We start from the raw sequence: 23,147 nt of genomic DNA, 5'->3' as shown, positions 1-23,147 counted from the left end.
CCTCCGAGGCTTCCCTTGCACCTGCTGACCGACCCCCTGCAATTCGACTTCTTCACCCGCGCCCTGCTGGCCGTGGTCCTCGTCAGCGTCCTGTGCGCCCTCGTCGGCGCGTGGGTGGTGCTGCGCGGCCTGAGCTACATCGGGGACGCCATGAGCCACGCCGTGTTCCCCGGCATCGTCGGCGCGTTCCTCATGAAAGGCAACCTGCTCGTCGGGGCGCTCATCGCCGCCGTCCTCACCGCACTCGGCATCGGCGCGATCGGGCGGCGCAGCGGCCTGAAGCAGGACAGCGCCATCGGCATCGTGTTCGTCGGCATGTTCGCCCTCGGCATCGTCATGCTGTCGCGCGCCCCGACCTTCACCACCGACCTCAGCAACTTCCTGATCGGCAACCCCCTCGGCGTCACCCCCGCCGACCTGTGGGGTGCGCTGGCCGTCACCGTCGTCGTCGGGGGCATCCTCACCGCCATCCAGAAGGAACTGCTGCTCGCGTCCTTCGACCCCACCGAGGCGCGCGCCGTCGGCCTCCCCGTGCGCCGCCTCGAAAGCCTGCTGCTGATCCTGATCGGCCTCGTCGTCGTCCTGACCGTGCAGCTCGTCGGGACGACCCTCAGCGTCAGCCTGCTGATCACGTCCAGCGCCGCCGCGCGCCTCCTCGCCCGCAGCCTCAGGAAGATGATGCTCCTCGCCGCCGCGCTCGGCACCGTCGGCGGCGTGACGGGGCTGTACCTCAGCTACTACCAGGACACCGCCCCCGGCGCGACCATCGTGCTCGTGAACACCGCCATCTTCCTGCTGGCACTGGCGTTCCGCAGGCGGGAGTGACCGGCACCTCCTGCCCACAACGCCGCCCCCTTCCGATCTGGCAGGGGGCGGTCTTCATGACGTCCTCTCCCCTGCCGTACCCTGTGCGTCATGACGACTTTGCAGCGGTTCACGGGGAAGACGGTGCTCATCACGGGGGCGGGGGGTGGCATCGGCGCGGCCCTGGCGCACCGGTATGCCGCAGAGGGGGCGCGGGTCGCGGTGAACGACGTGAACGCGGCGGCGGCGCAGGCGGTCGTGGACGCCCTGACGGCGGCGGGCGCGCGGGCGCTGAGCGTGCCGGGCGACGTGAGCGTGTTGGGCGGCGTGGAGGCGATCTTCGCGGCGACCGAGGCAGAACTGGGGCCGGTGGACGTGCTCGTGAACAACGCGGCGCTGACGAGTGACCAGCGGCACTTCCTGGATGCGGACGAGGCGTGGTGGGACCTGTTCCTGCGCGTGAACCTGAAGAGTGTGTTCCTGTGCAGCCACCGGGCGGCGCGGGGCATGGCGGCGCGGCGGCGCGGCGTGATCCTGAACGTGTCGAGTGGCGGCGCGACCCGCTCGCACCGGGGCTTCACGTCGTACGACGCGGCGAAGGGCGGCGTGGAGGCGTTCACGCGGGCGCTGGCGCTGGACATGGCGCCGTACGGGGTGCGGGTGAACGGGATCACACCGGGCTTCATCAACACCTACGGGCTCTCGGGCGAGGATCTCGCGCAGCGGGAGAAGACCGTGCCGCTGGGCCGTTACGGCACGGCCGAGGACATGACGGGCGCGGCGGCGTTCCTCGCGTCGGACGACGCGGCGTACGTGACGGGGCAGTTCGTGGTCGTGGACGGCGGGGTGCTCGTGCAGCAGCGCAGCGCGAACGTGGACACCTTCCCCCTCAGCAACTTCCCGGACGTGCCCGCCGAGGGCTGATACGGACTGCCGTTTGTTTCGTTAACAGATCGGAACACCACCGATCTGTTAACTCCACGTCCGGAACCCGGGTTTCTCCCACTCGCTTCGCCCGGATTGAACGGCTTTGTAGGCTATTCAATCGGAGTCCGTATGAATTCCCTCACCCCAGCCCTCTCCCGTGGGGAGAAGGAGTCGCACAGCGCCGGAAGGGTGAGGGGACCCTCCGCCATCCGGCGCATGTGTTTCCCGCCCGGCGAGTGGTACGGTCTGTCTTGATCGCCGGGATCGCCCGGCTGTTCCGGCCCTCCGCTCATTCAAAGGACCTCCCTGCCTTGCGTCTGTAACCCCTGACTGCCGTGTTCCGAGTTGCCGCCCGCCGCGTGTGGGCTGGCCTGTCCCGTCAGGGGGATGAATCGATGCTGATGGCAAGTGGGGTCGCGCGGTCGTTCGCGGACCGGGTGGTGTTTTCGGGTGTGGAGCTGACCGTGGGGGCCGGGGAACGGCTGGCGCTGGTCGGCGAGAACGGCAGCGGCAAGAGTACGCTGCTGCGCGTGCTGGCGGGGCTGGACGCGCCGGATGCGGGCGTGGTGAACAGGGTGGGCCGCGTGGCGCTGCTGGCGCAGGCGCAGTCCGTGGGTGGGTCGGTGCTGGGGGCCGTGACACCCCCGGCGCTGGCGGCGGCCCAGGTCGCGTTCGAGGCGGCCTCGGCGGCGCTGCCGGGCGGGTCGGAGGCGGCGCTGCCGGGCGGGTCGGAGGCGGCGCTGCTGGCCTTCGCGGACGCCGAGGAAGCCTACCGGCTCGCGGGTGGCTACGACTTCGCGGGGCGCGCGGCGGCGGTGCTGGCCGGGCTGGGTCTGAACGCCCATTCGCGGGCGGACCGGCTGTCGGGCGGGCAGGCGCGGCGGGTGCTGCTGGGGGCGCTGCTGCTGGCCCCGGCGGACGTGTACCTGCTGGACGAACCGACGAACCACCTGGACGCAGAGGGCGCGGCGTGGCTGCGCGACTGGATTCTGGCGTCGGACGCTGCGTTCGTGCTGGCCAGCCATGACCGGGCGTTTCTGGATGAGGTGGCGACCGGCGTGGCGGAACTGGAACGCGGCACGCTGAGCTTGTACCCCGGGAATTACGCTGAGGCGATGGCCCTGAAGGCGACGCTCCGCGAGGCGCAGGCCCGCGATTTCGAGGCGTACCGCCGCAAACGCGCGGCGCTGGACGAGGAGCGGCGCCGCCTGAGCAGCAAGGGCAGCGTCGAGGAGAACCGCTCGCGGGCGCGGGACAACGACAAGTTCCTGTCGTCTCACAAGGCGGGTCGGGCGCAGGTGCTGTTCTCGAACCGGGCGCGGGCCATGGAGCGGCAGATCGAGCGGATGGACACCGGGGCGCCGGACAGGCCATTCCGGGACGCGCGGACGCTGCGGCTGACGCTGCCGCCCGTGCCGCCGGGGCCGCTGGAGGTGCTGACCGTCCGCGACCTGAGCGTGACGCGCGACTCCGGGGTGGTGCTGTCGAACGTGACCCTGCACGTGCGCCGGGGCGACCGGGTGGCGCTGACCGGCCCGAACGGTGGGGGCAAGAGCACGCTGCTGCGCGCCCTGCTGGGGCAGCTGCCACACGGGGGGTCGGTGACGTGGGGCGCGGGTCTGACCGTCAGCCTGATCGGGCAGCACGGCGAGGAACTGCTCGGGCTGGGCACGGTGGGGGACGCGCTGCTGGACGCCAATCCGCTGCTGACGCCGCACCAGTTGCACGAGGTCGCGGCGGCGCTGGAGGTGCCGGGCGGCCCGGCCTTCCCCGTGTCCGGGCTGTCGGGCGGGCAGCGCACCCGACTGAGCCTCGCGCGGCTGCGGGTGACGCGCTCGCAGGTGCTGCTGCTGGACGAACCCACCAATCACCTGGACGTGCGGGCCACCGAGGCACTCGAAGGGCTGCTGCTGGACTTTCCGGGCACGGTCCTGCTGGCCAGTCATGACCGGCGGCTGGTGGAACGGGTCGCCACGCGCGAGTGGCGTGTCGGGGGCGGCGGGGTGCGGGAAACATGAGAAAACCGCCCCGGTGGGGGCGGTCTGCTTTCCGGTGTGCCCGCGCGCGCGGGCCCGACACCGGTTTCGGTGGATCAGTAGAATTTGGTGATGCGCTCGACGCTGTGGCGGTGGTGGGGGAAGCCGTCCTCGGCGCGCTTGCCGACGGGCAGCAGACCGGCGAACTGGACGTGCTCGGGCAGGCCGAGGATTTCCTTGACCTTGTCGGGCTGGAAGCCGAGCATGGGGACGGTGTCGTAGCCGAGGCCGCGGGCGGCGAGCATCACGAAGCCGAAGGCGATGTTCGCCTGGCTGAGGCCCCACTGGCCGCGCTGGGCGACGTCCTGGCCGCCGAAGGCGCCGTCGAAGGTCTTGCGCTGGCCTTCACGGCCGGCCTCGCCCATGCCGGGGTGCGCGGTTTCCTCGACGGTGGCGAGGGTGTCTTCCATGTCGCTGTACACGACGATGACGGCGGGGGCGTTCGTGACCTGGCCCTGGCCGTAGGCGGCGGCCTGCAGCTGTTCCTTGATGGCGGCGTCCTGCACGACGGCGAAGCGCCAGGTCTGGGCGTTCCAGGCGCTGGGGGCGAGGCTGGCGAGGCGCAGGATCTCGTGCAGGTCGTCCTGGTTCATGGGTTCCTGGACGTACTTGCGGATGCTGCGGCGGGTTTCGATGGCTTCTTTCACGTCGAGCACTCTGGGGGTCGTGGCGGTCATATCGAGAGGTTATCCCCACTGCTTTGTAAAGTCAAGTGATGTGTCTTTCGTCATGATCTGATCAGCCCCGCAGTGTAAACTCTGGTCATGAGCACTGAACACACTGGATTCTGCCCGGTCTACCGGGCCATCGGGGTGTTGCAGGAAAAATGGGTGCTGCACATTGTCCGCGCCCTCCTCGACGGTGAAAAAGGGTTTAACGAACTCGCACGCGCCGTCGGCGGATGCAACAGCGCCACCCTCACGCAGCGCCTCGAACACCTCGAGCAACTCGACCTGATCAGCAAACGCACCGAGGACAGCCACGGCAAACTCGCCCGCAGCGTCTACGCCCTCTCCCCCGCCGGCCTGGAACTCCAGAGCGTCATCGACGCCATCGACGGCTGGGCCAAGGCGCACCTCAGCGCCCCCACCCCTCCCCTGCCCGAACCCTCCCCCTGCTGATCCGCTACGCTCAGCGCCATGTCCAAGGTCATCACCGTCGTGCCGCCCGACACCAGCTGGGCGGCACGGTTTCATGTCCTGGCGGCGCCCCTCCGCGCCGCGCTGCCCGACGTGGCGCTGCACCACATCGGCTCGACCGCCGTACCCGGCCTGAGCGCCAAGGACATCACCGACCTCCAGATCGGCCTGAACGACCTGAGCGACGCGCCCCGCGTGCTGGACCTGCTGGCCAGCCTGGGCTACGAGCCGCGCCCCGCCGTCACGCAGGACCACCTCCCGCCCGGCCTGAGTCTGGACCCCGCCGAGCTGCGCAAGGCCTACGCCAGCCGCGCCGGGCAGGTGCACGTGCATGTGCGCGAGGTGGGGCGCTTCAACCACCGCTACCCCCTGCTGATGCGCGACTTCCTGCGCGCCACGCCCGCCGCGGCCGCCGCGTACGGCGAGGTGAAGACCCAGCTGGCCCGCCTTCACCCGCACGACCCGGACGCCTACTACGCTGTCAAGGATCCCGTGATGGACCTGATCATCGCCGGGGCGCAGGCCTGGGCGGCCCGCAGCGGCTGGACGGTCCCGCCCTCCGACGCCTGAAGCGCCCGCACCCCTCATACGGACTGCCGTTTGTTTCGCCGACAATCCGGAAGTTCACCGGATTGCCAGCTCCACGTCCGGGACCCGTTTTTCTCCTCCTCTGCGGAGCAGCGCTCCGAGTCGCATCCGCTCTGATTGAAGGAGCTTTGCAGCCTCTTCAATCGGAGTCCGTATCAGCCCCCGCACCCCGGAGTCACCCATGACCGCCTTCCTGCTGTTCATCCTGCTGCCCACCGCGCTGATCGTCCTGTCGTTCCGCATGAAACCGGTCGTGCCGCCCGGCGAGTCCCCGCACGACGCCCTGGGCGGCGGGCTGGCGGCCACCGGGCTGTTCGGCGGGCACGGCCTTCCGGCAGACGCGCGCAGCGTCCCCGAGGACACCGACCCGGTCCGCTTCGACCTGAGCGGGCTGCCCGACCGTGAATGAACCCCTAACCTGACTGCCCGGCGCGGCCCTTACGCTGGAAGCATGAGCATCAAGGACAACTTCACGCCCGACGAGTGGTTCAAGGTCATGACCGGCCCCGGCCGGGCCGGCGCGGCCGTCGTGGCGGCCAGCCCCAGCGGCCTGACCGGACTGGTCGCCGAGGCCAGAGCCCTCAGTGACGCGCTCCGTGCGGCCGTCAGCGCCGACACCCGCACGCCCCTGCTGGAGGCCATCGCGGCCGACCTGCTGGGCACCGCCCCGGACCCGGCCGTCATGCCGCACCAGGAACGCGCCCGCAACATGCAAGAAGCGCTCGAACAGAGCCTCGAGAACGTCCGTCAGGCCGCGTGGCTGGTCAGCGCCAAGGCCAGCCCCGAGGACAGCGCCGCGTACCGCCAGATGCTGCTCAGCGTGGCCGAACGCACCGCGAACGCCGCGAAGGAAGGCGGGTTCCTGGGCTTCGGCGGGGAACTCGTGAACGACCGGGAACGCGCGGTGCTGGACGACCTGCGCCGCGTCCTGAACCTCGGGGACGCTGCCCCCACCCCGGGCGAGCCCTCCCCGGACGGCAGCGGCAACAGCGGCTGAACGCCGCCCCGGACGGGGCCGGGCAGTCACCTACAGGTCTGCCGGCCGGTCCGGTCCCCTGAGGGTCCGGGCCTGCGTCTCCCCGATGCGCTCGTTCATCAGGTCGCGGAAGGCCTGCTCGTGCGGGGTGCCGGGGTCCAGCTGGGTGCCGGTGGACGCCATGACGTGCTCGCGGCCGTCGCCGCGCAGGTATACCGCGCCGCGCTCGCGGTGACTGACCCGCCACAGCCGCAGGTCGTCCAGGCTGGCCTCGAATGCGTCCCGCGCCCGGCTGCCGCCCCAGTCCAGTACCGCCGCGCGGATCACGTTCCGCTGCGGTTCCCAGGCGTTCAGCAGCGCCCGCTGCGGGGGCGTCATGGAGGCCCGCGAGTGCCGGAGGGCGCGCCCCAGGTTCGAGTCGAACCCCACGCCCAGCGCCAGGTCCGCGACCTGCGTGCCGCCCAGTTGCAGCCCACTGGCGCCCTCCAGGACCGGGCCGCCCGGCACGCCGTCCACGGGCAGGCCCCACCCGAAGGTCGGCTGGATGAACACCCGCCACAGGTCGCTGCGCACCACCCGGAACCGCATCAGGGCGTTGATCTGGCGGGTCATGGCCTGCACGGCGGCGTGCAGCGCCTCCAGGGCCGCTTCCAGCGCGGGGCGGTCGTGGTGGTGCGCGGCGGCCAGGGCCTGCGCGGCGGCCGTCAGGACCGCCTGCCCGCGCGCCTCGGTCAGCACGAAGGTCTGGATCCACAGGTCCAGCTGCCCCGCCAGGTCCCGGTCGTCCCCGGCAGGCGTGACGTGCCAGTTGTGCGCGATCCGCACCTGACCGGCCTGCACCTGCCCGGCGTGGTACGGCTCGCCGGGGGTCAGGGCGTCCGAGCGCCAGTTCAGGTACTTCAGGGTGTGCATGGTGCCGCAGGCCGGCAGGTCGTGCGCGGCGCTCAGGTCACGGAACAGGGCGCGCAGGTGCGGCGGGAAGGCCGGCCGTTCCTGAAACCGGACGGGCGGGACCGGCACGGCGTTCCAGCGGAACAGGTGCATCAGGATCGCCGTGGCCGAGAGCAGCGCCTCCTGCTGCGCGGGGCTCAGCTGCCGGGCGTCGTCCCGGCGGTCGCCCAGGGCCGCGTCGAGGTCCAGCAGGGCCGCGCGCACCCCGCTCCCCTGGTACGCCGGGGCCAGGGCCGCAATGGCGTCCAGCAGCCGCTGGAAGGGACCGGGCAGGTCCAGCAGGGGCGCGGTGGGCGGCAGGAATCCCGTGCGGGCCAGGGGCTGGAACAGCGTCAGCAGCGCCGGAATCCCGGCGGGCGCGGCAGGGGAAACGGGGGCGTGAGGCAAGAGAGTCTCCGGTCAGGCAGCCGACAGGCCGGGGAGGAGAGGGCGTCCGGGAGGGCCATTCACGGCGGGGCGGCCAGCATCTTCAGTGTAGCCGCGCCGCGCCGGACGCGAGACGCAACCCCACCCGGCGCGCCCTGTCTGCGTCTGCCGGACCCCGCCGGGGGTGAACCCGGTATGCTGCGGCGAGTGCGGGGGCGACTGGCGCTGAACGTGGGCTGACCACGGGGGAGCCTCCGGAAGTTTCAGGGATCGCGCGCCTGGGTCGAACGGCTCCCTGTCGGTGGGAACCGTTCGCGTTTTCTGGTTCTGGGAGGAAGGAACATGACGCAACAAGAAGGCGGGCAGGGCGGTGCGCAGGGCCGGAAACGGGCGCTGATCTCGGTCAGTGACAAGACGGGCGTGGTGGAGTTCGCGCGGCAGCTCGAGGCGCGCGGCTGGGAGATCCTGAGTACCGGCGGCACCTACGCCAGCATCGTCGCGGCGGGCGTCACGGCGCGGCAGGTGAGTGACGTGACGGGCTTCCCGGAGATGCTGGACGGCCGCGTGAAGACGCTGCACCCGGCCGTGCACGGCGGGATTCTGGCGCGGCGTGAACCCGGTCACCTGGGGCAGCTGGACGCGCACGGGATCGGCACCATCGATCTGGTGTGCGTGAACCTGTACCCCTTCCGGGAGACGGTGGCGCGCGGCGCGGCGTTCGACGAGGCCGTCGAGAACATCGACATCGGCGGGCCGGCCATGATCCGCTCGGCCGCGAAGAACCACGCGGACGTGCTCGTCCTCGTGGACCCCGCCGATTACACCGTGGCGCTTCAGGACGACGTGAGCGCCGCCGACCGGCAGCGGCTGGCCGCCAAGGCGTACCGGCACACCAGCGAGTACGACGCCGCCATCACCGCGTACCTGGAAGGCCGCAGCGACGAGCTGCCCACCGCGCTGCCCGGCACGCTGACGCTGAACCTCAGCCGGGCCGCCGAGGTCCGCTACGGCGAGAACCCGCACCAGCCGGGCGCGATCTACCGTCTGGGCGGCGCGGTCGGGCCGGTCATCGACGCGCAGGTCGTGGCGGGCAAACCCATGAGCTTCAACAACTACGCCGACGCGGACGCCGCGTGGGCACTGTGCCAGGAACTCGCGGCGCAGGAGACGCAGGCGCAGCACGGCGACCCGGTGGCGGTGTGCGTGGCCGTCAAGCACGCCAACCCCTGCGGCGTGGCCGTCGCGGACGACGTGAAGACCGCCTGGGAACGCGCCCGTGACGCTGACACCCTCAGCGTGTTCGGCGGCGTGGTCGCCGTCAGTGCGCCCGTGACGCTGGAGGCGGCGCAGGCGACGCGCGGCACCTTCCTGGAAGTGCTGATCGCCCCCGAGGTGACGCCCGAGGCCGCCGCGTGGTTCGCGGAGAAGAAACCGGACCTGCGGGTGCTGGTGGCCGCCGCGCCGCAGGGCGTGAGCGTGCTGGACGTGCGCCCCCTGACCGGCGGGTTCGCCGTGCAGGAACGCGACGCCCGCCCCTGGGACGACCTGTGCCCGGAAGTCGTCACGGCCCGGCAGCCCACCGATCAGGAGTGGCACGACCTGCGCTTCGCGTGGGCGGTCGTGAAGAACGCCCGCAGCAACGCCGTGGTCCTGGCACGCGGCGGCGTGACGGTCGGCCTGGGCGCCGGGGCGGTCAGCCGCATCTGGGCGGCCGAGCGGGCCGTGGCGAACGCCGGCGAGCGCGCACAGGGCGCCGTGCTGACCAGCGAGGCGTTCTTCCCCTTCGACGACGTGGTGCGCCTCGCCGCGAGCGTGGGCGTGACGGCCATCCTGCAACCCGGCGGCGCCAAACGCGACCCCGAAGTGATCGCCGCGTGCAACGAACTGGGCATCAGCATGGTGTTCACGGGCAGCCGCCACTTCCGCCACTGAGGGCCGCAGACAGGCCGGGCCGTCAGGCGCTCTTCTTCCAGCGGCCCTTGCCGCGGTGCCCGACGCGGTTCCCGGCGTGCGCGGTGCGGGCGCGGATGGTCTGATCGTCGTAGCGGAGCATCACGGCCAGCCGCGCCCGACTGATGATGTGGTGCGGCTGCTTGGGCACGAACGCCGTCACGATGTCCACGAACCCGTCGCGGGCGTGCTCGGCGACCACGTGCAGCGGGAGTTTCACGCCGCACGCCTCGAAGTACCCGCAGACCAGCCAGCGGCGGTCCTCGGTGTACACGGCCCGCACCCGGCCGGTCAGGAGGACGTTCATGACGTCGTGCTCCAGGAACCCCTCGGCGCGGGCGTGCCCGATGGCGTGGTCGCACAGGTGGTAACGGCCGTCGTACACGGCTTCACGCAACCGGGCGTGCGCGCGGCTCAGGCTGAACTCGTCGGTACTGACGCCCGCCAGGTCCGCCTCGCGCTGCGGCTTGACCGGCGCCTGCGGCGCGGCCCGCACCGGGGGCGGCGCGTGCTGCGCGCGCCGGGCGGCCTTCTCGGCGCGGGCCAGCTGCGCCCGCAGGACCAGCAGGTCCATGCCCGTCTGCGGGCCGTTGGTCGGGGCGGGGCGGGCGGCGCGGGGCGGGGGGTTCCCGCCCGGTCTGCTGGACTGTTTCGTCACGGCGAACACCTCCGGGATGATGCCGGGCTGCCCGGTCGCTTCCCCGGCGGGGCCGGGGCGGTGCGCTCGCGGTGCGCCCCGGCTCAAAAGGAAAACGCCCCTCAAACACGGCTTCGTGTCTGTGGGGAGGCAGGCGGCGTACCCTGTTCAGGGCATACGCCGAGCATAGCACGGGGGGGCCGGGGCGCGGGGTGAAGCGCACGGCAGACAGCGGGCCGCGCCGCTGACTAGGCTGAAGGTCAGCGTTCCGTCAACTCCGTCGCCCTGGTCCTGCCGTTTCCCCGCTGAGCACGTCCCCTCCTGCCGGACGAGCGCCCAGCCACCGTTTCCGGAGGTTCCCATGATCCGACCCATGCTGCCCACCGATGTCCCGGACGTCCTCGCGCTCCTGAACTGGATGGACGACGCCCCGGAACGCGAGGTGTTCTCCCCGGACGCCCGCGACCCCCGTGAACTGCAACTGGAGTGCGAGGACAGCACCTGCCTCGTGGATACCGACGACGAGGGCGTGCGCGCCTACTGCGCGCTGTCCCCCTTCCGGGACGGACTGGTGCTGGAAGGACCGGTCAGTGACGGCGGGCACCTGCCGGCCCTGCTGCGCCGCGCCCTGGCGCACGCTGACGGTCTGCCCGTGTACGCCTTCAGTGCGCGCGACAACACGCCCGTCCGGGACGCGCTGGAAGCGGCGGGGTTCGCGGCGATGCACACCACGGACTTCTACAGCGGCCCGCTGTCCCTGCTGACCCCGCACGCCTGCGCGCCGGCCGGGACGCGCATCACGCGCCGCCTGCCCTTCGAGACGTACCGCGAGCTGTACCGCAGCAGCGAGGACGCCTGGGCCGGCCGGCTCGACTGGACCCCCGAACAGTTCGACGATCACTTCTCGCACGGCGACGTGCGCCTGATCGCCCTGCTGCGCGGCGAGCAACCCCTGGGCTTCGCGGAACTGGAATTCTGCGCCGAGGAGGCCCGCGCCGACGTGACCTACGTGGCTGTCCACCCGGCCGAGCGCGGCCAGGGCCTGGGCCTGACCCTGCTGGCCCTCGCCGCCGCCGAGGCCGACACCCACCCGGAAATCCGCACCCTGCGCGTCCGTGCGCACGACCACATGAAACCCGCCCGCGCCCTGTACGCCCGCGCCGGCCTGAAACACTGCCGCAGCGTCGTCACGTACATGAAAGACGGGGACGAGGAAGTCTGATACGGACCCGGGCCCCGCAGAGCAGGAGCGGGACGGCCTGACGGGCGTGGCGTTCACCACCCGGGACAGCACCGGGTTGCCAACGAAACAGACGGCAGTCCGTATGACCCCGCACCCGGAACGCCATGCCCGCCACAGACTGCCGCCGGGGTGGGCGGTAGGCTGCGCCGCATGGCCAAGAAGGACCGACGCACCCCCCAGCAGGCCTTCGTGACCCTGCGCGACATGCCCGGCACCCGCGTGATGTTCTGGGTGGTGGACGCCTGTCCGTACTGCGGCGAGCGGCACCTGCACGTCGCCGGGAACATCCGCAGCGACCCCGGCGAGTCGCTGGGCGAACACCCGGCCCCCTGCAATCCGGAGCGGCCCTATGAACTGACCCTGCCGCCCCGCCCGAAGAAGAAGACCGGCAAGGACGCCCGCCGCAAGGCCCGCCGCGACGCCAGGGCCGACACCTGGGACGAGGACAGCTGGTAACGCCGGGTCATACGGACTGCCGTTTGTTTCGTTCACAGATCGGAACACCACCGATCTGTCAATTCCACGTCCGGAGGGGCGCCCAGCTCCTTCTCTGCGGAGCAGCTCTCCGAGTCGCATCCGCTCGGATTGAACGGCTTTGCAAGCCATTCAACCGGAGTCCGTATCAGTGATCCATGCCGTCCATGCCGCCATGATGGCCGGTCGGGGCCGGCAGCGGCCGGGCCCCCCTGTCCCGGAGAAGGTCGGTCATGAGCTTCACCTCGGCCGACTGGGTGGCCTGAATCTGACGGGCCAGGGCCTGCACTTCCGGGCGCACGCCGGACTTCAGGGCCGGGGTGACCATGCTCAGCGCACCCTGGTGGTGGCGGATCATGAGCTGCAGGAATCCCACGTCGGCGGCGCGGCCCTTCAGGACACTGAGGTTCTCGACCTGCGCCTGCGTGGCCATGCCCATCCTGCGGGCGTGCTCGGCGCTCATGCCCGCCCCGGCCCACGGGCGCTGCCAGAGGGTCAGCCAGCCGCGCATCTGCCCGATCTGCTCCTGCTGCGAGAGCATGATGTCCAGCGCCAGCAGCCGCACGTCCGGGTCGCTGCTGCGCTCGCGGACGCGGGTGGCCATGTCCACGGCCTGCGCGTGGTGCTGGATCATCTCACGCACGAAGCGCACCTCGGTGCTGCCCTCGGCCGGGCCGCCCAGGCGCGGCCACAGCAGCAGGCCGCCCAGCACGGCAGCGAGAACGACCAGCAGGGGCAGGACAAGGCGGCGCACCATGCCCGCGAGTATAGGCAGCGCCGCGCCTGGAACGGCAGGGGGAAGTGTCCTGCGCCGGGTACACTGCCGGGCAATGACGGCACTGGAACGCAATGAACAGATCAGGGGCGTGGCGGGGGGCGCGGCGGTGGGCGCGGCGCTGGCCGTGCTGGCGGCGTTCCTGGGCGACGTCCGCGCCCCGGCTGGCCTGCTGCTGACCCTGATCGCGGTGGGCGGGGTGGCCGGCGCCTTCCGCGCGGCCCGCTGGACGCTGAATGTGGGAGCGGGTGCGCTGGCCCTGACGCTGGCCGCCTGCCTGCTGACCCCCGTCCTGCGCGGCCCGCTGGGCGCCCTGACGCTGGATCAGCCGCCCGTGAAGGCGGACGCGATCGTGGCGCTCGGCGCGGGCGTCCACTGCGGCAGCCGCGAACTGGAAGCCAGCGCCGTCGCCCGCCTGACCGGCGCCCTGACCCTCTGGCAGGCCGGGTACGCGCCGGTCGTGACCGTCTCCGAGCAGTCCGGCCTGATCGGGCCGCGCGACTGCCCGAAGATGAGCGTGCTGGAAACCGAACTGACCCGCGCGCTGTACGGACCGGGCGGCCCCACCCTGGTCACGCTGCCCAGCGTCACCACCACCCGCGACGAGGCCGCCCGCGTGCGTGACCTGGCCCGCACGCGCGGCTGGACGACCGTGCTGCTGGTCACCAGCCCCAGTCACAGCCGCCGCGCCGCCGCCCTGTTCCGCTCGTATGGCGTGAACGTGGTCAGCGTACCTGCGCAGGAATGGCGCTTCGATCAGACGCTCGGCCAGCCCAGCGACCGCCTGTGGGCCGTGCGGATTCTGGTCTACGAGGGCCTGTCGCGCGTGAAGGCCGCGCTGGGCGGCACGCCGGAACGCTGAAGCTCAGAACAATTCTACCCAGCGCACCATTTCGATGGAATCCGCCGCTCGGCCATTGCGGAGGAACGTCATGGTGCGCCCATCCTGCAGTTGAATGGATACCAGTGGCGACTCCCGGTCATGCGGATTCCGTTTGTTTCGCCAACAATCCGGAACTTCACCGGATTGCCGGCTCCACGTCCGGAACCCGTTTTTCTTCCACTCGCTTCGCTCGGACCCAGCGGGCTTTACAGCCCATTCAATCGGAGTCCGTATCACACCCACGCACGCATCCTGCGAGTCTCTGGCCCCTGACATCCAGCTCGGTTCCCAGGTCGCGGAAGGTGAATCGAAGTTCCTCTGTCTCCCAGGGTTGAAAAGGGTCAGGTCAGGCGGCGTGCCCGTGAAGCGTCGGACCTTCGGTGAACACCCGCCACCACCGTCCGGACACCTGCAACCAGATGACAGACAGTTCCGGAGGCCCGTGGCGGTCGCTGACCTCCTGAGCGATCAGCTCGTCGAGGACAGCCCCTGTCATGTCAGGCGCGGCACCCACCTGTTCAAACTCACGCACAGCTTCCATGATGCCCCGCTCGGGGCCACACTTCCCCGTGGGCGCTTCCCGTACACTGCCCGGTTGATGAGCGAGCGAATGATCACGGTGATTGGTGCGGGACTGGCGGGGTCCGAGGCGGCCCTGGCGGCGGCGCGGCTGGGCGTGCGGGTGCGCCTCTATGAGATGCGGCCCGTGAAGATGACCCCGGCGCACCGCAGCGGGAATTTCGCGGAACTGGTGTGCAGCAACTCGCTGGGCGGCGAGGGTGAGCTGCAGAGCAAGGGCCTGCTTCAGGCCGAGCTGCGCAGCGTGGGGGGCGCGATCGTGGGCGCGGCGGACGCCTCCAAACTGCCCGCCGGGAACGCGCTGGCGGTCGAGCGCGACGAGTTCAGCGAGCGGGTGACGCGCGCGGTGCGGGAGCATCCGCTGATCGAGGTGCGCGGCGAGGAGGTCACGGCCGTGCCGGAGGGCATCGCGGTGATCGCGTCGGGGCCGCTGACGTCGGACGCGCTGGCGGCGGACATGGCCAGGGTGACCGGCAGCGAGCGCCTGAGCTTCTATGACGCGGCGGCGCCCGTGATCGCGTTCGACTCCATCGATATGGACGTGGCGTGGCGGGCGGGGCGCTACGACCAGAGCGCGGATTACATCAACTGCCCGTTCACGAAGGACGAGTACCTGGCGTTCTTCGGGGCGCTCGAGCAGGCACGCAGTCACACGCCGCACGACTGGGAGAAGCTGGAGTTCTTCGAGGGCTGCATGCCCATCGAGGAGATCGCCCGGCGCGGGATCGACACGCCGCGCTTCGGGCCGATGTCGCCCAAGGGTCTGGACGATCCGAGGACCGGGCGCTGGCCGTACGCGGTGGCGCAGCTGCGTCAGGAGGACCGCGAGGGCCGCATGTGGTCGCTGGTGGGCTTCCAGACGGGCCTGAAGTGGGGGGATCAGAAGGCGGTCGTGAACCTGATTCCGGGCCTGGGGAACGCGGAGATCGTCCGGTACGGCGTGATGCACCGCAACACGTACCTGAACGCGCCGCTGGTGCTGGAATCCACGCTGCAGCTGAAGGCCGACCCCACCAAGCTGGTGGCGGGCGTCCTGGCGGGCACGGAAGGCTACCTGGAATCGGCGGCGACCGGCTGGCTGGCCGGGACGAACGCGGCGCGCCTCGCGCTGGGCCTCGAACCCCTCACGCCGCCCGCCGAGAGCATGCTGGGCGGCCTGACCCGTTACCTCGCGAGCGCAAACCCGAAGGGGTTCCAGCCCATGAACGTGAACTGGGCGCTGGTGCCGGAACTGCCGGCGCAGATCAACGAGAAGACCGGCAAGCCCCGCAAGCTGGGCAAGCGCGAGAAACGCCCGGTGATGTTCCGCCGGGGCCTGAATGCCTTCATGGCGTGGGCGCAGACCGAGGCGGGCCTGACAGTCACGCCGCCCCCCGCACGCGAACCGGAAGTGGCAGCCCAGCCGGAAGCCGCAGAGGCCGCCGGAGCGTAAGGCGCTGGGCAGCCCAGGGTCATACGGATTCCGTTTGTTTCGCCAACAATCCGCACCTTCACCGGATTGCCGGCTCCACGTCCGGAACCCGTGTTGCTCCCACTCGCTTCGCTCGGACCCAGCGGGCTTTGCAGCCCATTCAATCGGAGTCCGTATCAGAACTGCCGCAGCTGAATCTGATAGACGCCGGACACGTCTTCCCTCCAGGCGAGGGTGGTGCGTCCGGCGTTGTCGGTGGTGACGCTGGGGCTGCGGGCGTCGCGGCGCGGATCGCGGTTCTGCATGCCCAGCGCCTGCCAGTGCCTGCCGGTCCAGCGGGCGGCGTGCACCTGCCCCCGGCCGCCGCGTTCCTGCACCCAGGCGAGGACGGCGTGCCCGGCGGGGTCGGTGCTCAGGGTGGGGGCCGAGGCGAAGGCGGCGCTGACCGGGCCGCCCATAGCCTGCCAGCGGTGTCGGTCCCAGCGGGCGGCGTACAGGGTGTCCTGGCCGGCGTGGTCCTCAAGCCACGCGGCGATGGGCCGGTCCTGGCCGTCCAGGACGAGGCGGGTGGCGGCCAGGTAACCGGGCGGGTGGCGGTTCAACGGCCCGCCGAGCGGCTGCCACGCCCGGCCGTCCCAGCGGGCGGCGAGGACGCGGCTGGCGGTCACGTCGCCCTGCAGCCACGCGACGACCGGCTGCCCGGCGCGGGTGAGGGCCAGCGCGGGCGTGCGGGCGTAGGCACGCGGGTCGTTGAAGGCGGGCCCGCGCACCCAGCTGCGGGCCGCGTCGTTCCAGCGGCGCACGGTGAGCCGGCTGCCGTCGGGCCTGCGCAGGAATTCCCCCCAGGCGAGGATCACCTCGCCCTGCCAGGCGGCGACGGCGCGGGTGCGGGCGGCGTAGGGCAGGTCGTCGCCGAGGTAACGCTCGGGCCAGTCGGTCCAGCCGCCGGGCCGCAGGGCGCGCAGCTGCACGATGTCGTTATCGCCGTAGTTCTCGTTCCAGACCAGGACGGCGCGGCCGTGCCGGTCGGCGCTGAGGTTCAGGTTCGCGGCGGCGCGGGGATGGCGGTCGTTCAGGCCGAGCGGGCCGCCCACCGCCGCGCCGTCCTGGCGGGGCAGCGCCGTCCAGGGCGCGCCGGGCGCGGCCTGCCAGGCGCGCAGCGTGCGGGCGGTGAAGGTGCCCCGGCCGCTGCTGAACCGGCCGCTGTCGCTCAGGGCGGCCAGGAAGACCGTGCCGTCGGGCGCGGCGGCCACCGCGACCTCCCGTACCGGGGTGGTCAGGGTGGGGGGCGTCCACGCGGCGGGCGGCGGGGCGGTTCCTCCGGCCAGCGCGGCGCCGGGCAGCAGGGCGGACAGCAGGGCAGGTCGCAGGGCGGGTCGGATCGGCATCGGGACGTACCTCCGGGCGGGGCGGGTCCCTGTGATTGTCCCCCGCGGTCACCGCAGAACACAAGGGCGCGGCCCTGTTCTATGGTGGGTGGCGTGAAGCTTGACGGGGTGCTGGTGTACGGGTTGGGACGGAGTGGGCGCGGCGCGGCGCGGTTCCTGGCGCGGGAGGGCGTGCGCGGCGAGTGGCTGGACGCACGCCCCGCGGCAGAGGACCTCGCCCTGATGCAGGAACTCGGCTGGGCGCAGGGCGACGTGACCCGCCCCTACCGGACGGTGGTGGCCGCGCCGGGCGTGCCCATCGACCACCCGGACCTGACGGCGCTGCGGGCGGCGGGGGCCGAGGTGATCGGGGAGGTGTCCCTGGCGGCGCGGCGGCGGCCCGCCCTGCCGATGGTGGGCGTGACCGGCACGGCCGGCAAGGGCAGCACGACGGTCCTGGTCGCGCACCTGCTGCGTGCGTGCGGCCTGAACGCCCGCGAGGGCGGGAACATCGACCCGCCGCTGCTGGACGTGGTGGACTCGGCGGAGGTGGCGGTCGTGGAACTCAGTTCCTTCCAGCTGGAGCGGGTGCCGGGCCTGCGGCTGCCGGTGGCGGTCATCACGAACCTGGGCGTGGATCACATCGACCGGCACGGCACGGTCGGGGCGTACCACGCGGCCAAGTTGAACATCACGGCGGCGCAGCAGGCCGGGGACGTGCTGATCGTCCCGGCAGACCTGACGGTGCCCACGCGGGCGCAGGTGGTCACGTTCACGCCCGCGCGGCTGGCGCTGGCCGACGGGACGCCCGTGCTGGACGCCGCCGCGCTGCCCGAGGGCATTCACCCGGCGAACGCGGCGGCGGCCATCCTGGCGGCCGAGGCGCTGCTGCGGCACCTGGGCCGCCCGGTGGACGCGGCGGCGCTGGCCGGCGCACTGGCGACGGCCGCACCCGTGAAGGGCCGTTTCGAGACGGTCGCCCGCGTGGGCGGCGTGCGCTTCATCGAGGACTCCATCGCCACGCGCACCCTGGCGGTGCAGGCGGCGCTGGAGCGGGCCGCGCCGCCGGTCGCGTGGCTGGTGGGCGGCCGCGACAAGGGCGCGGACCTCGCGCCGCTGCGCGCGGCGGCGGCCGGGCGGGTCGCGCAGGTCATCGCGTTCGGGGAGGACGGCGAGACCCTGGCCCGCGAACTGGGGCTCCCCTACCGGGTCGTGCCGGGCGCGACCGGTGACGAGTCCATGCGTCACGCCGCGCGGGCGGGCCTGGAGGCCCTGACGGAGCAGGGCGCGGCTGCCTGCGGGACGGTGCTGCTCGCCCCGGTCGGCACGAGCTTCGACCAGTTCCGGGATTACCGCGAGCGGGGTGACAGCTTCCGCCGCGCCGCGCAGGCCCTGGCGGAGGAACGCGCGTGAGCGTGCAACTGCTGATCGCGCAGATCATGCTGATGAGCCTGGGCCTGCTGGGCATCGCGGCCGCCGAACCCGAGAAGATCGTGGATCACGGTGGCAAGGCCGTCATCGCGCTGCTGCTCACGGTGCTGCTGGCCCGCCTGCGGCCGCGCGCGTTCCTGAAACTGGGTCCGTGGTTCTGGGGGTTCACGCTGCTGCTGCTGGCCCTCGTGCCGTTCATCGGGGTGGGCACCGCCGAGAGTGCGGGAACGAAACGCTGGCTGGATTTCGGCCCGCTGCGCTTCCAGCCGTCCGAGCTGGGCAAGCTGGGGCTGGTGCTGATGCTCGCGTCGTTCTTCGCGCGGCGGGGCGTGCAGAACAAACTGATCAGCGCGACCCTGATGATCGTCGTGACGACCGGACTGGTGTTCATCGAACCGGACCTGGGCACCAGCGTCCTGATGTTCGGGCTGGGCATCATCCTGATGTACGCCGCCGGGGTGCGGATCAGCAACATCAGCGGCTTCCTGCTGGCGCTGGGCCTGCTGGCCATCCCGGTGGGCGGCCTGTACCTGGAACAGCATCCGTACATCATGGAACGCTGGACGGGACACGCCTCGCGCGGCGACACGCCCAGCATCGGCCTGGACCAGATCGGGCTGGCGCACCGGGACCTGAACTTCGGGGGCCTGTGGGGCCTGGGGCCGGACGGCCCGCGTTACCAGTACTTCGCGGAGTACACCGACATGATCGTCGCGTCGGTCGGGTTCACGTCCGGGCTGCTGGGCGTCGCCATGCTGATGTTCGCGTACTGGCTGATCGTGGCGACCGCACTGGAAGTCGCGCACCTCGCCAGCCGCGTGCGTCCCATGACCCCCGAAATTCACGGCGCCAGCATCCTCGCCATCGGCGCGATGTTCATGATCGTCGGGCAGGCCTTCGTGAACCTGTGCGTGGCCGCCGGCGTGTTCCCGGTCACCGGCGTGCCCCTGCCGCTCGTCAGTTACGGCTTTTCCAGCATGCTCACCATGAGTCTGGCCCTGGCAGTCATTCACTCCGCCATGCGTGAGGTGCGCCGCCACCTGCCGGAAGACAGTCCGGACGCCCTGCCCCTCAGCGCCGACTGAAGGGGGCGTGGCTCAGAGGGCGGGCAGCGGGGAGTTCCCTCCGCTGCCCGCCCCCTGATACGGATTCCGTTTGTTTCGCCTACAATCCGGAACTTCACCGGATTGCCGACTCCACGTCCGGAACCCGCCAAGCTCCCACTCGCTTCGCTCGGATTGAACGGGCTTTGCAGCCCATTCAATCGGAGTCCGTATGATACGGACTCCGATTGTTCCGTTGAGGGAACTACTTGTTCTGGGAGAGGCGTTCCAGCACGAGGCGGCTGACGGTCTTGAGGGTCTCGAACACGCCGACGCCCTTGTCGGACATCGCCTCGAACATCTGCAGTTCGCCCTTGGGGTCGATCACGGAGCGGATCATGTCGGTGGGCAGCGCGTCGGGCAGGTCGCGCTTGTTCACCTGCAGCACGATCGGCACGTCCCGCACGTCAATGCCGTGCTCCTGGAGGTTCTCGCGCAGGTTACGCATGCTCTCGGCGTTGGCGCGCAGGCGGTTGGGGGCGCTGTCGGCGACGAACACGATGCCGTCCACGCCACGCAGGATCAGTTTGCGGCTGGCGTTGTAGAACACCTGCCCCGGCACGGTGTACAGGTGGAAGCGGGTCTTGAAGCCCTGCACGGTGCCCAGGTCCAGGGGCAGGAAGTCGAAGAACAGCGTGCGTTCGTCCTCGGTGGCCAGCGAGACCATCTCGCCGCGCAGGTGGCCGGGCACCTTGGAGAAGACGTGCTTGAGGTTGGTGGTCTTGCCGCTCATGCCGGGGCCGTAGTACACGATCTTGCAGTTGATTTCGCGGGCAGCGAAGTTGATGGTGCTCATGGACGGATTCTCCTGTGACGCCGGGTCAGGGTGGGGGGCGCAGGTGGTTCAGCCTCAGGTGGAAGGAACGCGGGGGTCAGCCGAGCAGATCGTCGAGCAGCGCGTTCGCGCCCTGACTGAAGTCCTCACCGAGCTGCACCGGGGGGATGTCCTTGAGTTCCTCGAGGATCGCGGCGATCTGCGTAATGCTCTTCTTGGCGTACACCTTCACCTTGCCCAGCGGGACGCTGGCGTCGAAGATCAGCGTGAGCAGCGAGTCGGTACCGACCGATTCGACGTACAGGGTGCCGTTCTCGCCCTGGTGGATCTGTTCGCTGAAGGTGCGTTCGCCCAGCATGTTCGCCAGCGCGGCGGTCGCGGCGGCGTTGCTGGCGACCAGCGTGGCGACGCTGTCCAGCGCGGGCGGACGCGGCGCCCACAGCGCCTCCTTGTGCGACAGGACGAAACCCTTACGGTCGACCAGCAGGCCGTAGCGGACGCCCGTGGTTTCCAGCAGGTCCTGAATCAGTTGATCCACGCGCTCGAAGGCGTCGCCGTACAGCGCCAGTGAAGGTTCAATCATAGGACGTCAGTATAGGAAGCCTTTCACACAAGAGCCTGACGGACCTGCGGGGCCGCGTGAGAAACTCCGCGCCGGACGGCCCGGCCGCACCGGAACCTGACGGGCCGCTCACCCGCCGCCCCGCCCCGCGGCGTTACACTCGCCCGCGTGAGTCTGCGCCGTTCCGTTCTTTTTCGTCGTTCAGCACGGCCGTTCCCCTGGCAGGCCGGTCGGGGTCCGCGCCTGCTGCTGCTGAGCGCCCTGCTGGGCGGCACGCTGGGCGGGGCGGCGTCGGCCCGCCCGGTTGCGATTGGTGGGGTGCGGCAGAGCGCCGCGCTGGATTCCCGGCAGTTCGCGGGCGGCGAGGCGCTCGCCGTGTGGACCCTCCCGCGCCTGGGCGTGGCGGTCCGCAACGACCCGCAGGACCTGCGCCTGCAACTGACCCGCAACCAGCTGACACGGGAACTGCGGTTCTCGCCCCAGACCGGGTGGCGGGCGGTGGGCTTCACGCTGAGCACCCGGCTGCCCGTCCCGGAACTGGCGGGCGGCAGCCTGTTCGTGCCGCTGCAGGCGCTGACGGCGCTGGGCGTGACCGTCACGGCGGACGCCCCGGACCTGCTGGACTTCGCGCTGCCGGCGCAGGTCCCGTCGGAGACCCTGCCGCCCTCCCCGGCCGTCGCGGGGGGCGTGGGAACGCCCACCCCGGCCGCAACCACCCCCGCCACGCCCACCCTGCCGGCTCCCACGGCCCCGAATACTCCGGCCTTCACGCCGGTCGCGACCCTCGGCACGGTCCGCGTGAGCCGCACGCTGCACCGCACGGTCGAGGTGCAGCGCGTCGTGCTGGAACTCGGCGTGGCGGACGCCCGGCTCACGCCCTTCACGGTGACGCGGGAAGCTGCCGGGTTGCTCGTCACGCTGCCCGGCGTGAGTGCCAGCCCGGTCACGCAGAAACTGGAGTCCGGCGATCAGTTGACGGTGCAGCCCACCGCGACCGGCGCGGCCGTTCACCTGGGCACCGGCGGGGGCCGCAGCGAGCTCTTCACGCTGGACAACCCGGCGCGCGTCGTCATCGATACGACCACCTACACCGACACCAGCGTCCCGCCACCCATCAACCCGGACGCCCTGCCGGACGGTGTCACGTACCGGCAGCAGGGGCGGCTGCACCTGCTGAGCTTCGATCCGGCGCTGTACCAGCCGCGGGTGGTGAGCGCCCCGGCCGGCCGGACGAGCGGCGTGGCCGACCTCGTGCGGTCGGTGGGCGGCGTGGCCGGCGTGAACGGCGGGTACTTTGATCCGGCCAGCAGCCTCCCGGTGGATCTCGTCGCCACGGGCGGCCTGATGACGGCCGGCAGCCTGGAGAGACGGGCGACGCTGGGATTCACCGCGCAGGGCGACACGCTGTTCGGCTACCCCCGCCCCCGCTACGTGCTGAGCGGCGCGGACGCGGGCGGCGCGGCGTACAGCGTCACGGTGAACAGCGTGCGGGCCAAGGCCGCCCCGGACCTGCTGACCGCCTTCGTCGGGGACGGGCGCAGCAGCGTCGGCGCGGACGGCCTGACCACGCTGTACGCCGCGCCGGGACGCGGGACGGTGCTGCGGGCCCTGAGCGGCCCGGTCACGCCGCCCCCCGGAACGCTCAGTTTCACCTTCGATCCGGCCCGCTACCCGCAGCTGCCACGCTCGGCCGGGTCGCCCCTGACGGTCAGCCTGAACTGGCGCGCCGCGGACGCCCCCTGGGACGGCGCGGTGGACGCCCTGAGCGCCGGGCCGCTGCTGCTGCAGGGCGGCAAGGTCGTGCTCGACCCGGCCCGCGAGGGGTTCAACACCAGCGCCAGCATCTGGCGGCCCACCCGGCAGGTGGCGTTCGGGACGCTGGGCGGGAAGCCCACCATCGCGTTCCTGGAACACGGCAGTCCCGAGACCTTCGCGGCGGCGCTGGCCGGCGCGGGCCTGCGGGACGCCGTGCGGCTCGACAGTGGCAGCAGCGCCACGGCGTACGTCACGGGCGGGTACGCCGACCTGGGCGGGTACCTGAACACCGTCTGGAGCCGCAGCGTTCCCAACGCCCTGGTGCTGGTCCCGCGCCCCGGCACGACCGCCGCTAAAAAGTAATACGGACTCCGATTGAATGGGCTGCCAAGACCGTTCAATCCGAGCGGATGCG

Annotated in this window: 23 protein-coding genes and 1 riboswitch; of the genes, 15 read left to right on the top strand and 8 right to left on the bottom strand. The window is 71.5% G+C overall.

Features of this window, described 5'->3' with window-relative positions; translation table 11 throughout:
• Window positions 1-15: 15 nt before the first annotated feature.
• The 3 genes from mntB (at window position 16) to ABDZ66_RS01080 (ending at window position 3,749) form a co-directional block, all read left to right on the top strand.
• Window positions 16-825: a manganese ABC transporter permease MntB gene (mntB, locus tag ABDZ66_RS01090; protein WP_343755124.1), complete on the top strand. Its 810-nt coding sequence runs from the start codon at window positions 16-18 to the stop codon at window positions 823-825.
• 90 nt (window positions 826-915) lie between these two features.
• Entirely contained in the window at window positions 916-1,728 is an 813-nt protein-coding gene (locus tag ABDZ66_RS01085; RefSeq protein WP_343755122.1) for an SDR family NAD(P)-dependent oxidoreductase, read from the top strand.
• A 398-nt stretch (window positions 1,729-2,126) separates the two neighbouring features.
• Complete coding sequence (locus ABDZ66_RS01080; protein ID WP_343755120.1) at window positions 2,127-3,749, top strand: ABC-F family ATP-binding cassette domain-containing protein; 1,623 nt, start codon at window positions 2,127-2,129, stop codon at window positions 3,747-3,749.
• Window positions 3,750-3,823: 74 nt separating this feature from the next.
• Here the strand turns inward: ABDZ66_RS01080 and ABDZ66_RS01075 are convergent, their stop codons facing one another.
• Entirely contained in the window at window positions 3,824-4,444 is a 621-nt protein-coding gene (locus tag ABDZ66_RS01075) for a nitroreductase family protein (RefSeq protein ID WP_343755118.1), read from the bottom strand.
• Between the two features lie 87 nt (window positions 4,445-4,531).
• Between ABDZ66_RS01075 and ABDZ66_RS01070 the strand changes: the two genes are divergently transcribed.
• From ABDZ66_RS01070 to ABDZ66_RS01055, 4 genes are all read left to right on the top strand, one after another.
• Complete coding sequence (locus ABDZ66_RS01070) at window positions 4,532-4,888, top strand: winged helix-turn-helix transcriptional regulator (RefSeq protein WP_343755116.1); 357 nt, start codon at window positions 4,532-4,534, stop codon at window positions 4,886-4,888.
• 18 nt (window positions 4,889-4,906) lie between these two features.
• Complete coding sequence (locus tag ABDZ66_RS01065) at window positions 4,907-5,476, top strand: GrpB family protein (protein ID WP_343755114.1); 570 nt, start codon at window positions 4,907-4,909, stop codon at window positions 5,474-5,476.
• Between the two features lie 199 nt (window positions 5,477-5,675).
• Window positions 5,676-5,903 (top strand): hypothetical protein, encoded by a 228-nt coding sequence (locus tag ABDZ66_RS01060; protein WP_343755112.1) that lies wholly within the window; start codon window positions 5,676-5,678, stop codon window positions 5,901-5,903.
• Window positions 5,904-5,945: 42 nt separating this feature from the next.
• Window positions 5,946-6,491: a hypothetical protein gene (locus ABDZ66_RS01055; RefSeq protein WP_343755110.1), complete on the top strand. Its 546-nt coding sequence runs from the start codon at window positions 5,946-5,948 to the stop codon at window positions 6,489-6,491.
• A 30-nt stretch (window positions 6,492-6,521) separates the two neighbouring features.
• On the opposite strand, the gene ABDZ66_RS01050 is transcribed toward ABDZ66_RS01055, so the two are convergent.
• Window positions 6,522-7,808 (bottom strand): hypothetical protein, encoded by a 1,287-nt coding sequence (locus ABDZ66_RS01050; protein ID WP_343755108.1) that lies wholly within the window; start codon window positions 7,806-7,808, stop codon window positions 6,522-6,524.
• A gap of 184 nt (window positions 7,809-7,992) precedes the next feature.
• A riboswitch (ZMP/ZTP riboswitch) is annotated at window positions 7,993-8,078 on the top strand.
• A 51-nt stretch (window positions 8,079-8,129) separates the two neighbouring features.
• Here ABDZ66_RS01050 and purH point away from each other — a divergent pair.
• Window positions 8,130-9,719, top strand: coding sequence for a bifunctional phosphoribosylaminoimidazolecarboxamide formyltransferase/IMP cyclohydrolase (purH, locus tag ABDZ66_RS01045; RefSeq protein ID WP_343755105.1), 1,590 nt, complete (start codon window positions 8,130-8,132; stop codon window positions 9,717-9,719).
• A 22-nt stretch (window positions 9,720-9,741) separates the two neighbouring features.
• Here the strand turns inward: purH and ABDZ66_RS01040 are convergent, their stop codons facing one another.
• Complete coding sequence (locus ABDZ66_RS01040) at window positions 9,742-10,395, bottom strand: DUF4258 domain-containing protein (protein ID WP_425544382.1); 654 nt, start codon at window positions 10,393-10,395, stop codon at window positions 9,742-9,744.
• A gap of 340 nt (window positions 10,396-10,735) precedes the next feature.
• Here ABDZ66_RS01040 and ABDZ66_RS01035 point away from each other — a divergent pair, with 340 nt between their 5' ends.
• Entirely contained in the window at window positions 10,736-11,596 is an 861-nt protein-coding gene (locus tag ABDZ66_RS01035) for a GNAT family N-acetyltransferase (protein WP_343755103.1), read from the top strand.
• Window positions 11,597-11,767: 171 nt separating this feature from the next.
• Window positions 11,768-12,073: a hypothetical protein gene (locus tag ABDZ66_RS01030; RefSeq protein WP_343755101.1), complete on the top strand. Its 306-nt coding sequence runs from the start codon at window positions 11,768-11,770 to the stop codon at window positions 12,071-12,073.
• Between the two features lie 166 nt (window positions 12,074-12,239).
• On the opposite strand, the gene ABDZ66_RS01025 is transcribed toward ABDZ66_RS01030, so the two are convergent.
• A complete protein-coding gene (locus ABDZ66_RS01025; RefSeq protein ID WP_343755099.1) occupies window positions 12,240-12,848 on the bottom strand; it encodes a DUF305 domain-containing protein in 609 nt (202 codons plus the stop codon).
• 73 nt (window positions 12,849-12,921) lie between these two features.
• On the opposite strand from ABDZ66_RS01025, the gene ABDZ66_RS01020 reads away from it, so the two are divergent.
• On the top strand, window positions 12,922-13,728 hold the full coding sequence (locus tag ABDZ66_RS01020; protein ID WP_343755097.1) for a YdcF family protein: 807 nt from the start codon (window positions 12,922-12,924) through the stop codon (window positions 13,726-13,728).
• A gap of 367 nt (window positions 13,729-14,095) precedes the next feature.
• Here the strand turns inward: ABDZ66_RS01020 and ABDZ66_RS01015 are convergent, their stop codons facing one another.
• Window positions 14,096-14,245, bottom strand: coding sequence for a hypothetical protein (locus tag ABDZ66_RS01015; protein WP_343755095.1), 150 nt, complete (start codon window positions 14,243-14,245; stop codon window positions 14,096-14,098).
• A gap of 102 nt (window positions 14,246-14,347) precedes the next feature.
• On the opposite strand from ABDZ66_RS01015, the gene trmFO reads away from it, so the two are divergent.
• Entirely contained in the window at window positions 14,348-15,760 is a 1,413-nt protein-coding gene (trmFO, locus tag ABDZ66_RS01010) for a methylenetetrahydrofolate--tRNA-(uracil(54)-C(5))-methyltransferase (FADH(2)-oxidizing) TrmFO (RefSeq protein ID WP_343755093.1), read from the top strand.
• A 155-nt stretch (window positions 15,761-15,915) separates the two neighbouring features.
• Here trmFO and ABDZ66_RS01005 read toward each other — a convergent pair whose 3' ends face one another.
• Entirely contained in the window at window positions 15,916-17,127 is a 1,212-nt protein-coding gene (locus ABDZ66_RS01005; protein ID WP_343755091.1) for a hypothetical protein, read from the bottom strand.
• 93 nt (window positions 17,128-17,220) lie between these two features.
• Here ABDZ66_RS01005 and murD point away from each other — a divergent pair, with 93 nt between their 5' ends.
• The gene (murD, locus tag ABDZ66_RS01000) at window positions 17,221-18,519 is read left to right on the top strand and encodes a UDP-N-acetylmuramoyl-L-alanine--D-glutamate ligase (RefSeq protein WP_343755089.1); all 1,299 of its coding nucleotides are present in this window, start codon (window positions 17,221-17,223) and stop codon (window positions 18,517-18,519) included.
• Window positions 18,516-19,622, top strand: coding sequence for an FtsW/RodA/SpoVE family cell cycle protein (locus ABDZ66_RS00995; RefSeq protein WP_343755087.1), 1,107 nt, complete (start codon window positions 18,516-18,518; stop codon window positions 19,620-19,622). Before murD ends, ABDZ66_RS00995 begins: the two co-directional genes overlap by 4 nt.
• A gap of 223 nt (window positions 19,623-19,845) precedes the next feature.
• Here the strand turns inward: ABDZ66_RS00995 and mglA are convergent, their stop codons facing one another.
• A complete protein-coding gene (gene mglA / locus ABDZ66_RS00990; RefSeq protein ID WP_343755085.1) occupies window positions 19,846-20,436 on the bottom strand; it encodes a GTPase MglA in 591 nt (196 codons plus the stop codon).
• 76 nt (window positions 20,437-20,512) lie between these two features.
• Window positions 20,513-20,998 carry a GTPase-activating protein MglB gene (mglB, locus tag ABDZ66_RS00985; RefSeq protein ID WP_343755083.1) on the bottom strand — a complete coding sequence of 162 codons (486 nt, stop codon included), beginning with the start codon at window positions 20,996-20,998 and terminating at the stop codon, window positions 20,513-20,515.
• 222 nt (window positions 20,999-21,220) lie between these two features.
• On the opposite strand from mglB, the gene ABDZ66_RS00980 reads away from it, so the two are divergent.
• A complete protein-coding gene (locus ABDZ66_RS00980) occupies window positions 21,221-23,095 on the top strand; it encodes a phosphodiester glycosidase family protein (protein WP_343755821.1) in 1,875 nt (624 codons plus the stop codon).
• Window positions 23,096-23,147 lie beyond the last annotated feature (52 nt).

It is taken from the genome of Deinococcus depolymerans (assembly GCF_039522025.1).
GTDB lineage: Bacteria > Deinococcota > Deinococci > Deinococcales > Deinococcaceae > Deinococcus > Deinococcus depolymerans.
Note: the sequence above shows the minus strand (reverse complement) of the source record. Positions and strands in the feature narration are given on the sequence as shown.